Genomic DNA, 13,489 nt, shown 5'->3' on the forward strand with positions numbered 1-13,489 from the left:
TTAGAGTTGGACGCCCGCGGTGAGCAGGATGGTGAACGAGATGAACCACAGCGTGAACGTCATGAACGCGACGTAGAGGTAGTCCTTCGCGCCGAAGTCCTCGACGTCCACGCCGACGAGTCGGAGAATGGGGAACTGGGCGAGGACGGCCGCGCCGAAGAGAGCCAGCGAAAGCTGGTTCGTCGCGGCGTCCACCGTCGTCCCGACCACCACCCCCGACGCCAACGCGGCGGCGACGCCCGCGAGGCAGGCGAGTGTGGTGACCGTGACCCCCCGGACGTGCCCCGAGAGACCGGTCTGAGTTTCCGTGGCCATGTGTGTCCGTCCGGTACCCTGCGTCAAAAGGCGTTCGTTCCCCGTGCGGCGGACGAGCGTCCACTCGGCGGGGACAGAACTTCACGTTAGGCACCGGTTAGCCGGTTCGGCCGTCGTAACTCACGAAGGTTTATGCCGTTCGGCCGTTTCGATTCGTAACGATGGCTGAGGCAGAACAGGAGAGTCTCGACGACCTCCCCCCGAGTGCGAAGTTGGTTTTCAAGGTACTCGAATACAACGGTCCGTTGACCCAGAAGGGTATCGTCCAGGAGTCGATGCTCTCGGCTCGGACGGTCCGCTACGCACTCGAACGTCTGGAGGGAATCGGCGTCGTAGACGAGGACGTCTACTTCGCCGACGCGCGGCAGAATCTCTATCAGTTGACCGACGCCGCCCCGAAGGCGCACCCGGCGGACGGCGACGGCGACGAAGCGGAAGCCTGCTGCGCAGAGTAACTTCGGACGCTCCCACGGCACGGGTGGGGCGCATCGACGACAGACCACCCCGGCGACCGGGCCGGGACACACCGCGTCTCTTCCTCTCGACGGGTTCGTCAGCGACTCGTACGGACGCAGAGGCGGGTCGAACGACCGAACGCCGCGAACGCGAGCGACGCGCCGACCGACGGGTTACGCCGGGTGGACCGTAATCCGCTGTTTGCGGTCTATCGCCTGTTCGAGTTCCTCCGCGATGGCGCTTCCGCGGGACACCTGGATGTCGCCGCCGCGGCCCACGGTCGCGGTGAACAGGTACTCGCCGTCGGCGCGGATTTCGACCGTCTCGCCGACGTGTTCGTCCATGCGGACGACGATGTGCCGGGAGGTGACCTCCGGTTGGACGACCGTTCCGCCGTCGCCGCCCGCCCCGCCGCCGGACCCGCCCGCGGACCCGCCGCCGCGGTTGGGGTTCTCGTCGTGCGTGCGGACGTCGATGTCGATTCCCAGCCTATCTTCGACGTCGGAGATGCGGCCGCCGCCCTTGCCGATGACGTACGAGATGTCGTCCTGATCGACGTACACTATCGCCTTGTTCTGGCCCTGCAGTTCCACGTCCACGTGGCCGCGCGCGATGGAGCGAATCTCCCGCTCTATCTCCTGTCGCGCGAGGCGGCCGACGCCCGTCTCGGAGTCGCCCTCGCCGCCCTCGCCGAGGGGGACGGTGACGACCTGCCGGTTGAACGTGTATATCTCGTACTCGGGCTTGCCCGTCTCGAAGTCCGCGACCTGAATCACGGGGCGCGCGAGGTCCTCGGCGGTGAGGCCCTCGGGCACCTTCACCTGCGTCGTCACGTCGTAGACGGTGTGGACCTCGCCGGCCTCGATGTAGACGACGGTGTCGACAACCTGCGGGATCATGCCGAGTTCGACGCGACCGACGAGGCGTTGGAGGGCGTCGATGGCCCGCGTCGCGTGGACGACGCCGACCATGCCGACGCCCGCCAGACGCATGTCGGAGAACACCTCGAAGTCGTTCGACTTCCGGACCTCGTCGTAGATGGTGTAGTCCGGGCGGACCAAGAGCAGCGAGTCCGCGGTCTTCTCCATCTGCCCGTCGAGCGCCGTGTACTGCGTAATCTCGGGGCCGACCTGCAGGTCGCGCGGTTTCTCCATCGTCTTGACCGCGTAGTCGCTGTCGTTGAGGAACTCCGCGACGGCCTGCGCGAACGTGGACTTCCCCGCGCCGGGCGCGCCGGAGATGAGGACGCCGCGCTGACGTTCGCTCAGGCGGTCTTTGAGTTCCTCGGAGAACTCGTACTCTTCGAGCGACGTCTTCGCGATGGGGCGAACCGCCGTTATCTCGATGCCGTCGGCGAACGGTTGGCGGGCGACGGCGATGCGGTAGTCGCGGAACTGGACGATGCTCATCCCGGGTTCCGACAGTTCGAGGAAGCCCTCGGAACTGGTGCGGGCCGTGTCCTCGATGTCGTCGGCCCACTCCTTCATCGTCGCCTCGTCCGTCACCTCCTCGCGGATACTCTCGTAGTGCATGTCGCCGAGAGAGCCCCGCTTTGCCTTCGGTTTCGTCCCCGTCTTGAGGTGGACGGACATCGTCTCGTCGTCGAAGAACTCCTCGATGATGAGTTCGCCGGACCCGCGGACGCGCGGTTCGACGTACTCGACGGGGATGCCCTTCGCCTTCGCGACTTCCGACTGGACCACGTCGCTCGTAAGCAGCGTCGCGCCCTGTTCCTCCGCGACCTGACGGATGACGGCGTCGATGTCGCCCTCGTGTGCGCCGGTCGCTTCGCTCGGCTTCGTCCGCCGTCCGACGTACTCGACCGTCACCGACCCCTCGTCGTCGAGGGCGGTGAGACGCTGGAGCTCCGAGAGCCCTTCCCACCCCGTGTCGCGGCCGTCGTTGGCCTGCGATTCGAGTTCGCCGACGACAGCCTCGGGGATACAGATCGTCAGATCGGACTCCTCGGCCGACTCGATTCGCTCGGACACGCGACCGTCGATGACCGCGCTCGTGTCCGGCACTATCTTCATGCGTGGCGTTTCGAGCGGTAGACGGATAAGGATATAGATGAGAATGCGGGCGAGACGCTCCCGCGGCGACCCGTCCGACGCCTCCGTCGCTCGGTTTTCCCCGCCCGCCGACTCCCGCCCGCGTCGCCCCGTCGTCCAGAGGCTTTTCGTCGCCCCCCGCCGGACGTTCCGACGATGACCGACGCGCGCGAGGAACTGGTCAAGTTGACGCGACGCCTCGTCTCGATTCCCAGCCACGAGGACGAGACGGCCGCCGGGGACGCGATCGAGTCGTGGCTGCGCGAGGAGACGGACGCCGACGTGACGCGGGACGACGCGGGCAACGTGTTCGCCCGGCGCGGGGACGACAACGACGAGGCCGGAGACGGGACCGCGAGGGAACTCGCCCTCGTCGGCCACCACGACGTAGTTCCGCCGGACGAGTCGCAGGTGGCCGACGGAGAGTACGTCGTGGAGACGCGCGAGGGGCGCATCCACGGCCGCGGCACCGCCGACATGAAGGGTGCGGTGGCGGCGGCGATGCTCGCCTTCCGCGACGCCTCGCCGGCGGGCGAACTCACGTTCGTCTCGTTCGTCGGCGAGGAACTCGGCGGCGAGGGTGCCCGCGCCGCGATAGACGAGGGGTTCGCGCCGGACGCCGCCGTCGTCGGCGAGGGCTCTACCGACTACTCCGGCGACGACGTGACGGACGTGGCCGTCGCCCACAAGGGCCGGCGGGGGTCGACCGTCACCGCCCGCGGGTCGGCGGCGCACGCGAGCGAACCCGCGGCGGGCGAGAACGCCGTCTACCGCGCCTGCGACGCCGTGGACGCGATTCGGGAGATGGAGTTCCCCGAGGCGGAGGTGTTCGGCGAACGCCTCCGCGGGAGCGTCGCCGTCACCGAGATAGACGGCGGGTCGGCGTGGAACGTCATCCCCGAAACGTGCGAGGTGACCGTGGACGAACGGACCGTTCCCGGCGAGCGCGCGCCCCTCGAACGCGTCGCGGAGATACCGGGCGTCGAGTGGACGGTGGACCAGGACCTGCCGCCGATGGCCTGCGACGACGAGGCGTTCGCCGACGCCGTCCTCGCCGCCGCCGACGAGGCGCAGGCGGCGACGCCGGAACTCGTGACGAAACCGCACGCGACGGACGCGGGGTGGTTGGCCGCCGCGGGCACCGCCTGCGTCGTCTGCGGCGCGGCCGAACCCGGCGAGGCCCACACCGCCACCGAGAGCGTCTCCGTCGACGTTCTGGAGCGATGTTACCGCATCTACCGCGGCGCGGCCGAACGCTGGCCCGCCGAGTGAGTCTCCGCGCCGCGCCCGGCCGGTTAACCGGTCGCCTCGTCCGCATACGCCGGGTTGATAACGCGCGACGACCATCCAACGAGATATGGCGACAGACGCAACCGGCGACGCCGACTCCGCCCCCGACGCGTACTCGGAACTCCTCCGGAAGTACAAGCGCGTCGCGAACGTGCAGAACGCCTCCGGCCTCCTCTCGTGGGACCAGCAGGTGATGATGCCCGACGAGGGCACCCCGGCGCGTTCCCAGCAACTCTCGACGCTCTCTTCGCTCTCGCACGAACTGCTCACCGACGACGAGGTGGGAGAACTGCTGGACGAACTCGAATCGTCGGAGTTGACCGACGAGCAGGCGGCCGTCGTCCGCGAGATTCGGCGGAAGTACGACCGCGCGAGCAGCGTTCCGACGGAACTGGTCGAGGAGATCTCGACCACCTCCTCGGAGGCGCTTCCGGCGTGGAAGGAGGCGAAAGCCGAGGACGACTTCTCGAAGTTCGCGCCGTATCTGGAGAAGCACGTCGAACTCAAGCGGGAGTACGCCGAGCACATCGACCCCGATAAGGACCCCTACGAGGTGCTGTTCGAGGACTTCGAGCCGTGCCTCCCCCTCGAACAGGCCGAGTCCATCCTCGAGAACTTGCGCGACACCTTGGTGCCGATGATAGAGCAGATTCGGGAGTCCGACGCCGAACTCGCGACGGACGCGTTCTCCTCGAAGGGGACGTACGACGAGTCGGCCCAAGAGGAACTCTGCCGCGACGCCCTCTCGATGCTCGGGTACCCGTGGGAACGCGGCCGCCTCGACGTGGCCCCCCACCCGTTCTCCTCGGGGACGACGTTCGACGCCCGCGTGACGACCCGATTCGACGAGTCCGACCCCCTCGGGGCGGTCACCTCGACCATCCACGAGTTCGGCCACGCGAACTACACCCTCGGCCTGCCGGACGAGGCGTACGCGACGCCCCTCGGCGAGGACCGCGACCTGTCGGTCCACGAGTCCCAGTCGCGCCTCTGGGAGAACCACGTCGGACGCTCGAAGGCGTTCTGGAAACTGTTCCTGCCGACGTTCGCGGAGCACTTCGAACAGGCCGAGGACGTGACCGCAGAGGAGGCGTACGAGGCGGCGAATCAGGTGTACGAGGACAACCTCATCCGCGTCGAAGCGGACGAACTCACCTACCACCTCCACATCATCGTCCGCTTCGAGATAGAGCGGGCGCTGATTTCGGGCGAACTCGACGTCGAGGACGTACCCGAGGTGTGGAACGACAAGTACGAGGAGTACCTCGGCGTCCGCCCGGAGACGGACTCGGAGGGCTGTCTGCAGGACATCCACTGGAGTCACGGCAACTTCGGCTACTTCCCGACGTACTCGCTCGGTTCGGTGATGGCCGCGCAACTGTTCGCCGCCGCCGAGGACGACATCGGCGACGTCTACGGACGAGTCGAGGAGGGCGACTTCGAGGCCCTCCACGAGTGGTTGACCGAGAACGTCCACCGCCACGGGTCGAAGTACGAGACGAACGAACTCGTCGTCGAAGCGACCGGGAAGGACTTCGCCGCCGACGACTTCGTGGCGTACGTCACGGAGAAGTACGGCGACCTCTACGACCTCGACTGACGGCGACGGCGGCCGTTCGCCGCGTCTCTCTCCTTCTCTCGACGCAGTCCGTATCTCGTTACTCGACGATTTTCAGCGGTAGCGAGGCTATATATCTCCGTAACTCTCCGGAGGGATGGTATGATGCAACAAGACTAAGTAATGATAAGCCATACCACAGCCCGTATGGCTTCTGCACCGAACCCCGACGACGCACTGTTCGACCAGTTTCTGGACGACCGCGGCCACGAGGTGACAGAGCCAGACTGGGAGACCTCGTACAACAAGAAGCAGTGCCCGGAATGCGGTGCGTTACACGACCAGTCCGCCGACGACTGCACGGTCTGCGGGTGGGACCCGTTCGCCTGAGCCGGGGGTGTCTTTAATCGAATCGCACTATCAGAGAAAGCAGGCTATTTATCACCGGCTAGGGCGTGAACGTGTACAATGACCGACTCCGACGCGACCGTCACCCGCCTCTTCGGGGGACCGGGGAGCGGGAAGACGACCGCCCTCCTCGACCGAGTCGAGGGTATCCTCGAGGACGACGACGTTAGCATCCGCGACATACTCGTCGTCTCGTACACCCGCGCGGCCGCCGCCGAGATTCGAGAACGCCTCGCCGAACGACTCGACATCTCGCCGCGCGCCCTGAAGGGTAACGTGGCGACGATGCACGCGAAGGCGTACGAACTCCTCGACCTCTCTCGCAACGACGTGGTCGGCGAGAAGGACAAGACGGAGTTCTGCGAAGACTACGGCATCGAGTTCGAAGACCAGTACGGCGGCGCGGGCCGTCGGACCGCCCGTTCGACGACGCTCGGAAACAAGATAATCGCCACGAGCCAGTGGCTCCAGCGAACCCGCCGCGACGTCTCCGACTGGTACGACGTGCCGTTCCAGTGGGACGTCGAGGAGGTGCGCCTTCCCCCGGACGAGGACCCGAACGCCCAGGAGGGCAACAAGTACACGCCGACGTGGCCCTCCGACGACGACAGGGTGGACGTTCCGGAGGCCATCCGGGCGTGGCGGTCGTACAAGGGGAATAACGGACTCGTCGGCTTCGCCGACATGCTCGAACGGGTGCGTCAGCGCTCGCTCGTCCCACACGTGGACTACCTCGTCATCGACGAGTTCCAGGACATCACGACGCTGCAGTACGACGTCTACGAGGAGTGGAAGCCGCACATGAAGCGCGTCCTCATCGCCGGGGACGACGACCAGGTCGTCTACGCGTGGCAGGGCGCGGACCCGAACCTCCTGTTGGACGCCGAACGCGACGAGGACGTGGTGCTGCCGAACTCCTACCGCCTCCCCTCGCGCATCCTCAACGTCGTCAACCGGGAGATTCGCCACATCGACAAGCGACAGGAGAAGGACCTCAAGCCGCGCAAGGAGGGCGGAACCGTCGAGGGCGTCCAGTCGCCGTCGATGATAGAGCTCGCGCGGAACGTCCGCTACACCGTCGAGAAAGACGAGGAGGACCAGAGCATCATGGTGCTGTTCCGCGCGCGCTACCAGATGTTCCAGTTCATCGACGAGTTCCTGCCGCTAGGGATGCCGTTCTCCGTCCTGACGGACCAGCGGATGTGGACCGACCGCCTCACGCAGTACGTCCGCGCCATCGAGAAGACCGAACGCGAAGAGCCCGTAAACGGCCTCGAAGCGCGACGCCTCGCCGACATGCTGCAGGACTCGGCGTTCGGGTCGAACGAGCGAGACGACCTGTTCGACTACATCGACGAGAAGAAAGAGGAGGCGGGCGTCGAGGACCTGACCGAGATACAGATAGAGACGGACGCGGTGAAGGAGTTCGCCCCGTTCCTCCCCGATAGCGCGTCCGCGGGCGACATGGTTCGGAAGGTGACCTCCTTCCAGCGGAACTCCGTCGAGGCGTACTTCTCCGGCGAGTACGAGGGGATGGACCCCAACCAGGTCCGAGTCGGCACCATCCACTCGGCGAAGGGTCGCGAGGCCGACCACGTGTTCGTCGCCACCGACCTCACCGAGAAGGTTGTCGAGCAGATGGCCGCCTCCGTGGACGACGAGGATGTAGACGGCGTCGAGGAGTTCACCTCCTCTACGAGTCCCGTCCCCATCCTGACGGACAACGAACGCCGCGTCTTCTACGTCGGCATGTCCCGCGCCCGCGAGCGTCTCGTCCTCTTGGAGAATCTCGTCACCGGCGCGCCGACGCTTCCGGTGAGCGTCCTCCTGCACAACGAACTCCGCGAGGACTCGATCGAGGACCTCCTCGAGGCGGCCCAAGAGGAGCCGGACGCGCCGACGCCGGAACCGGACCCGTAACCCCGCGATGACCGACCGGCAATCGGACGGGTCGACCGCCGACGGGGACGGGTCGACCGCCCCCGGTACTCCCGCCCCGGAGACGAACTTCGACGCTCTCGACCGGGCGCTCTCGGACGCCGACGCCGCCGCCTTCGTCCACGTCGGCGACCGGTTCGACGACGACATGCGGTATCTGACGCGCTTCTCGGGTCCCGACCGCGAGTACGCGTTCGTCTACACGCCCGACGGCGGCGTCCTCTGTGCGCCGTCGCTGTTCGAGGCGCAGGCGCGCCGCGAGTTCGACGGCGAGGTTCGGACGGCGAACGCCGGCGACCCGGCGGGCGTCCGCGCGCGCGCCGTCCTCGACGAACTGACCGACTCCGAGACGGTGCTCGCACCGCGGTCGATTCCGCACGACGCGGCGGTGTACCTCGAACGCGGCGGGTACGACGTGGCTTCGACTGACGCCGTCGCCGCCGCCCGGGCGGTCAAAACCGACGCGGAACTCGACTGCCTCCGGCGCGTCCAACGCGCCGCCGCGGCGGGGATGCGTCGGGCCGAGACGGTCCTCGCGGAGGCGACGCCCGAGGGCGACGAACTCGTCTGGGCGGGCGACCCCCTCTCGACGGAACGCCTCCGGCGCGAGGCGAACGCCGAACTCGCGGCCCGCGGCGTGACTGACACCGGGAACACCGTCGTCGGCGCGGGGCCGACCTGTGCGGACCTCCACTACACCGGTACGGCGGCGATTCAGCCGGGCGAGACGGTCCTCCTCGACATCTCGCCGCGCGGCCCGCACGGCTACTACGGCGACCTCTCGCGGACGTACGTCGTCGCCAGCGACGGCGGGTGGGAGCGCCGGGCGTACGTCGCCGTCGAGTCCGCGTTGGACGTCGCCCTCTCGACGGTCGAACCGGGCGTCCCCGCGGGGACGGTGCACGCGGAGGTGGCCGCCGAACTCGCCGCGTACGGGTTCGACCCCGAGGCGGCGGAGGGCGAGGCGGGGTTCACCCACGGCGCGGGCCACGGCGTCGGCCTCTCGCTTCACGAGGGGCCGTCGCTCAGAGCGGAGACGGAGTTGCGACCCGGCCACGTGATAACGCTCGAACCCGGCGTGTACGACCCCGAACGGGGCGGCGTTCGGTTAGAAGAACTCGTCGTCGTCACCGAGGAGGGGTGTGAGATACTCCACGAGCACCCGCGGTCGTTCGCGCCGCGCGGGGAGTGAGCGTCGGCGGGAGATCAGGACTCCTCTTCGTCGGGCACCTTCACCGCCTTTCCGACCACCTTCTCCGCGACTGTCGCGGGGATGTCGCCGGGCGTCGTGAGGTAGTGCGGAAGCACGACCATGAGGACGGCGACGGCGAGGAGGCCGCCCCCGAACAGTTCCTGCCCCGCCAGAAGCGTGTTCAGCCCGAAGATACCGACCGGGATGGCGAACACGAGCGTCGCCGCCAACTGTATCGTTCCCCAGATTCCGAGTCCCATCGTCCGTCGAGCGTACTCGGCGAGCGGTCAAAAGCGCCGCGGTACGGCGTCGCGACGGGTCTGAGCGGGTTATCAGTTCGGCGTGTGGACGCCCTCCTCGGGACCGCCCGGCGAGAGGTGATCGAACTGAGCCGTCGGGACGGTCCCTCGGACCCAGACCATCCGCTCTTCGGTCTTCACGTCGAGTCCGTCGTACGCGCCGAACCGACCGACTCGGACTCCACGTACGCCTCGAAGTCGGAGTTCTCCGCGGCTTCGGCGTCGGGATAGGTGTTCGCGTACGTGAGGTGCGTCGTCTCGGGTCCGAATCGCCACGACTTGAGGCCGCCCGTGATGGGGTGCCGGTCGAAGCGGGCGGATGAACGGTTTCGGGACGCTTTTCAATACTGAGACGGGAAATCGAACCATGTTCACCGGTATCGTCGAGGGCGTCGGCGAAGTCGTCGCGGCGAGCGAAGACGAGGGCGGACGGCGGCTTCGAGTCCGCCCCGAGTTCGAGGTAGAGGACCTGCACCACGGCCAGTCGATAGCGGTCAGCGGCGTCTGCCTGACGGTGGAGGCGTTCGCCGAAGATCGGTCGTGGTTCGAGGTGTTCCTCGCGAGCGAGACGGTGGAGAAGACGTACCTCGGCGGCGTGGGGGAGGGCGAGACGGTGAACCTCGAACGCGCCCTCCCCGCCGAGGGGCGGTTCGACGGCCACCTCGTGCAGGGCCACGTCGATACGACGACGACGGTGACCGCCGTCGAACGCGTCGGCGACGACTGGTGGTTCGAGTTCGCCCTCCCCGAGGGGATGGAGCGGTACGTCGTCGAGAAGGGGTCCGTCGCTCTCGACGGCATCAGCCTCACCGTGGCCGAACGCACCGACGAAACGCTCGCCGTCGCGGTCATCCCGACGACGTACGACCTGACGACGCTCTCCTCGAAGTCCGTCGGCGACCCGGTTCACGTCGAGGTGGACGTGATAGCGAAGTACGTCGAGAACATGGTGTCGGGGTACGCAGAACGCGTCGCGCCGGACGCGCCCGCGCCCGACGCCGAGTAGCGTCCCGAGGGCGGGGGCGTCACTCGAACTCGGTCGATTCGCTCCTCGGCGATTGGTCGCCGTACCCCGTCGCGTTCGCGTCGTTGTACGCGTCGTTGTACCGCTTTACCTTCCGCAGGAGGTAGAGGCCGAAGATGCCGTCGTAGATGAGGATGTACGCGAAGAACGACGTGAGGCTTCCGAGGCCGGTGACGGTCGCGATGATCGCCGAACCGATGCTCACCGTCGTGTTGTACGTCGCGTGGACGAACGTGGCGATGAGGAGACCCTTGACGATTATCGGCCCGCGAGCGCCGCGGTTGAACTTCGCGAGGCCCAGGTAGTAGCCCGCGATGCCGGCGTAGATGACGTGGCCCGGTCCCGCGAGGGCGCGAACCGCGGTGATGCCGCCGCCGGCGCCGATGAGGCCGAGACCCAAGTCGAGTCCCTCAGCCGGAAGTTCGCGGGTGATGTAGAGGGCGTTCTCGATGGTGGCGAACCCGAGGCCGGCCATCGCGCCGTACACCGCGCCGTCGACGACGGAGTCGAATCGCTCGTCGGTGTAGGCGTACAGGCGGACGGCGAGCAACTTCACCGTCTCCTCGACCGGACCCACGACGATGTAGAAGAACAGAATCGTCCCGACGAACCCGAAACCGCCGAAGAGCGGCTTGAGATACCCGTTGAGGACGGCGGCGAAGTTCGCGGTGAGGACGCCCAAGAGGAACGTCGCGACGAGGAGAGACAACGGCTCGCTCGTCGTCGCGTCGCTGTAGTAGACGTACGCGGCGAGTCCGAGCGCGGGTATCGCCGAGAGGAGCGTCAGAATCCCCGTCTGCGGGTCGGTAATGGCCGCGAGGCCGCCGATACCGAGCAGAAGGAGGAGCGCTATCAGCACCACCGCGACGCGGGCCGACCCCGCGAGGATGCGGTAGATGAACACCGCGAGGCCGTCCACCGACGTGCGCTCCTCCCACGTGGAGATGTCGTACAGGTCGGCGTCGTCGCCCGACGCCCTCTCGACCGGGTCTCTCTTAGCCATCGTCCGAAAATGCGTCCGACGCCGCCTAATTTCTTCGGCCGGCGGCACCGACGAGGACGGAACGAACACGGCCGGACGGCCGCAACCACGGTAGTTGAAAGGGTCGGAGGGCGAACCCCGACCCATGCACTTCGACCCACGCACCCAGGCGGCCCTCCGCGAGGCGGGCCTCTCGACCGACGAGATTCGGGCGGCGTCGGACGCCGTCGCCGAGGCGGTTCGCCGCGACGCCGACGCGTTGGAGGCGTTCTTCGAGGAGGGGGCCGTCTTCTCCGACATGGACCGCGCACACAGCAGCGACGATATCCACGAACACGACGTGGAGTATCTCGACCTGTACACCCACGGCGGCGACCTGCGGGGGTACCTCCGGTTCGACTCGTGGGGCGCGTACGTCGAGGACGGCCGCGTCCTCTCCGATGAGAAGGTCGAACTCACCCTCGGCCCGACGGTCCACGACCGCGTGCGGTTCGCCCGCGACCCCGACGACCTGCGATGAGCGACGAGGCAAGCGACGAACGCGGCGCGAGCGACCCCGTCCGTGTCCGGGTTCGCGGCATCTACACCACCGCCCTGACGCGGCGCTTCCTCGATGCGGGCTACGAGGTGGTGCAGGCGTCCGAACCCATCCGCGACCGCTTCGACGCGGAGTTCGGCACCGGCCACCACGAGGTGACCGTCGAGACGACGGGCGACAGGCAGGGCGTCGGCGTCCACGGCGACCCCGACGCCGTCGAATCGGTCACGTCGCACCTCCGCGGCGTCGGCATCGACGCGTTCGCGTGGGACGACCCCGCCCCCCGCGGCGCGGTGTTCGACGCCCGGGTGACCGACACCCGCGGGTCCGGCGCGATGTGCGCCCTCGGAGACGGCGTCGAGGGCTTTCTCCCTTTCCGCGCCGTCGACCGGCGAATCGAGGAGGGCGACGCCGTCCGCGTGCAGGTCAGAGAGTCCGAACCGCCGTGGAACGACCGGCGCGCCCGACTCGACGCGGGGGTGCGCGCCCGCGGCGGCCTCGCCACCCTCGTCCGCGGCGAGGAGGGCGTGAGCGTGAACACGCGCGACGACGCCGCCGGGCGCGAACTCGCCGGGATGACCGACCTACTGGGCGTCTCCGCGCCCGACGGGTGGGGCATCGAGTGGTCCCACGCGGCGACGGACGCCGACATGGACGCCCTCCGCGCGTCGTTAGAACGGGCGACCGAACGGGCCGAGACGCTCGAATCCGCCCTCGACGGCGAAGGGGAAGTCGAACCCGCGCGAGAACTCGCCCGCCCCGGCGCGGGGGAGTGGGTGTGGTTCGGCCGCGCGTCGCGGTTCGAACTCGACGCGGACCGCCGCGAGGTGACGACGACGATGCCCGGCCACCACCGAACGAAGGCCGCCTCCGAGTCGGCGAGTGCGGGCGTCGACTTGGCGGAGGCGCTCTGTGACCCCTCGGGGGAGTTCCCCTTCGACGTGGTGACGCGGCAGTTCGGCCCCGTCGAGGGCGACACCGTCGGCATCGGCCACGGGAAACCCGACGGGCGACACATCACTCTCGGGCGCGGCGAAGTCGTCGAGTGGGACGCGGACGGTACCGTCTCGGTGAAGCGACAACTGACGGGCGGCGGCACGTACGACGCACTCGGCGTCCCGCGGGAGTCGGGTGACACGGCCCTCACGAAGTTCCGCGAGGGTCGGTGGTGGTATCCGACCGTCTACCGGAGCGCCGAGGGCGAGGTGAAGGGCACCTACGTCAACGTCTGCACGCCCGTCGAGTGCTTCCCCGACGAGGTTCGGTACGTGGACCTCCACGTGGACGTGATAAAGCAGGCCGACGGCACCGTCGAACGCGTGGACGACGACGAGTTGGACGAGGCCGCCGCGGCGGGCGAAATATCGGAGGCGTTGGCGGAGAAGGCGCGGTCCGTCGCGTCGAGTCTGGAGTCTGCGCTCTCGGAGTGAGCGAGGAA

At 67.9% G+C, this 13,489-nt stretch carries 13 protein-coding genes; 9 read left to right on the top strand and 4 right to left on the bottom strand.

Features of this window, described 5'->3' with window-relative positions:
* Nucleotides 1–315, bottom strand: a complete 315-nt coding sequence (locus BLS11_RS12745; RefSeq protein ID WP_092538016.1) for an EMC6-like membrane protein — start codon at nucleotides 313–315, stop codon at nucleotides 1–3.
* Between the two features lie 161 nt (nucleotides 316–476).
* Here BLS11_RS12745 and BLS11_RS12750 point away from each other — a divergent pair, with 161 nt between their 5' ends.
* The gene (locus BLS11_RS12750; RefSeq protein ID WP_092538018.1) at nucleotides 477–770 is read left to right on the top strand and encodes a MarR family transcriptional regulator; all 294 of its coding nucleotides are present in this window, start codon (nucleotides 477–479) and stop codon (nucleotides 768–770) included.
* A 174-nt stretch (nucleotides 771–944) separates the two neighbouring features.
* On the opposite strand, the gene BLS11_RS12755 is transcribed toward BLS11_RS12750, so the two are convergent.
* Entirely contained in the window at nucleotides 945–2,804 is a 1,860-nt protein-coding gene (locus tag BLS11_RS12755) for a PINc/VapC family ATPase (protein WP_092538020.1), read from the bottom strand.
* Between the two features lie 174 nt (nucleotides 2,805–2,978).
* Here BLS11_RS12755 and BLS11_RS12760 point away from each other — a divergent pair, with 174 nt between their 5' ends.
* The 5 genes from BLS11_RS12760 to BLS11_RS12780 all read left to right on the top strand — a co-directional run bounded on the left by BLS11_RS12760 (nucleotide 2,979) and on the right by BLS11_RS12780 (nucleotide 9,208).
* Nucleotides 2,979–4,094, top strand: coding sequence for a M20 family metallopeptidase (locus BLS11_RS12760; protein ID WP_092538022.1), 1,116 nt, complete (start codon nucleotides 2,979–2,981; stop codon nucleotides 4,092–4,094).
* An 85-nt stretch (nucleotides 4,095–4,179) separates the two neighbouring features.
* On the top strand, nucleotides 4,180–5,712 hold the full coding sequence (locus BLS11_RS12765; protein WP_092538023.1) for a carboxypeptidase M32: 1,533 nt from the start codon (nucleotides 4,180–4,182) through the stop codon (nucleotides 5,710–5,712).
* A gap of 165 nt (nucleotides 5,713–5,877) precedes the next feature.
* Nucleotides 5,878–6,060 carry an HVO_0416 family zinc finger protein gene (locus tag BLS11_RS12770; RefSeq protein WP_092538025.1) on the top strand — a complete coding sequence of 61 codons (183 nt, stop codon included), beginning with the start codon at nucleotides 5,878–5,880 and terminating at the stop codon, nucleotides 6,058–6,060.
* Between the two features lie 78 nt (nucleotides 6,061–6,138).
* On the top strand, nucleotides 6,139–7,998 hold the full coding sequence (locus tag BLS11_RS12775) for a UvrD-helicase domain-containing protein (protein WP_092538027.1): 1,860 nt from the start codon (nucleotides 6,139–6,141) through the stop codon (nucleotides 7,996–7,998).
* A gap of 7 nt (nucleotides 7,999–8,005) precedes the next feature.
* Nucleotides 8,006–9,208 (top strand): M24 family metallopeptidase, encoded by a 1,203-nt coding sequence (locus BLS11_RS12780; RefSeq protein ID WP_092538029.1) that lies wholly within the window; start codon nucleotides 8,006–8,008, stop codon nucleotides 9,206–9,208.
* A 14-nt stretch (nucleotides 9,209–9,222) separates the two neighbouring features.
* Here the strand turns inward: BLS11_RS12780 and BLS11_RS12785 are convergent, their stop codons facing one another.
* Nucleotides 9,223–9,468 carry a DUF7533 family protein gene (locus tag BLS11_RS12785; RefSeq protein ID WP_092538031.1) on the bottom strand — a complete coding sequence of 82 codons (246 nt, stop codon included), beginning with the start codon at nucleotides 9,466–9,468 and terminating at the stop codon, nucleotides 9,223–9,225.
* 406 nt (nucleotides 9,469–9,874) lie between these two features.
* On the opposite strand from BLS11_RS12785, the gene BLS11_RS12795 reads away from it, so the two are divergent.
* Complete coding sequence (locus BLS11_RS12795; protein WP_092538033.1) at nucleotides 9,875–10,513, top strand: riboflavin synthase; 639 nt, start codon at nucleotides 9,875–9,877, stop codon at nucleotides 10,511–10,513.
* Between the two features lie 19 nt (nucleotides 10,514–10,532).
* On the opposite strand, the gene BLS11_RS12800 is transcribed toward BLS11_RS12795, so the two are convergent.
* Nucleotides 10,533–11,534, bottom strand: a complete 1,002-nt coding sequence (locus BLS11_RS12800) for a PrsW family intramembrane metalloprotease (protein ID WP_092538035.1) — start codon at nucleotides 11,532–11,534, stop codon at nucleotides 10,533–10,535.
* Between the two features lie 124 nt (nucleotides 11,535–11,658).
* Between BLS11_RS12800 and BLS11_RS12805 the strand changes: the two genes are divergently transcribed.
* On the top strand, nucleotides 11,659–12,033 hold the full coding sequence (locus BLS11_RS12805; RefSeq protein ID WP_092538037.1) for a DUF7532 family protein: 375 nt from the start codon (nucleotides 11,659–11,661) through the stop codon (nucleotides 12,031–12,033).
* The gene (locus BLS11_RS12810; RefSeq protein ID WP_092538039.1) at nucleotides 12,030–13,481 is read left to right on the top strand and encodes a ribonuclease FAU-1 family protein; all 1,452 of its coding nucleotides are present in this window, start codon (nucleotides 12,030–12,032) and stop codon (nucleotides 13,479–13,481) included. The genes BLS11_RS12805 and BLS11_RS12810 overlap by 4 nt, the downstream gene beginning before the upstream one ends.
* The last annotated feature ends 8 nt before the right edge of the window (nucleotides 13,482–13,489 follow it).

This window comes from Halopelagius longus (assembly GCF_900100875.1).
GTDB classification, from domain to species: Archaea; Halobacteriota; Halobacteria; order Halobacteriales; family Haloferacaceae; genus Halopelagius; species Halopelagius longus.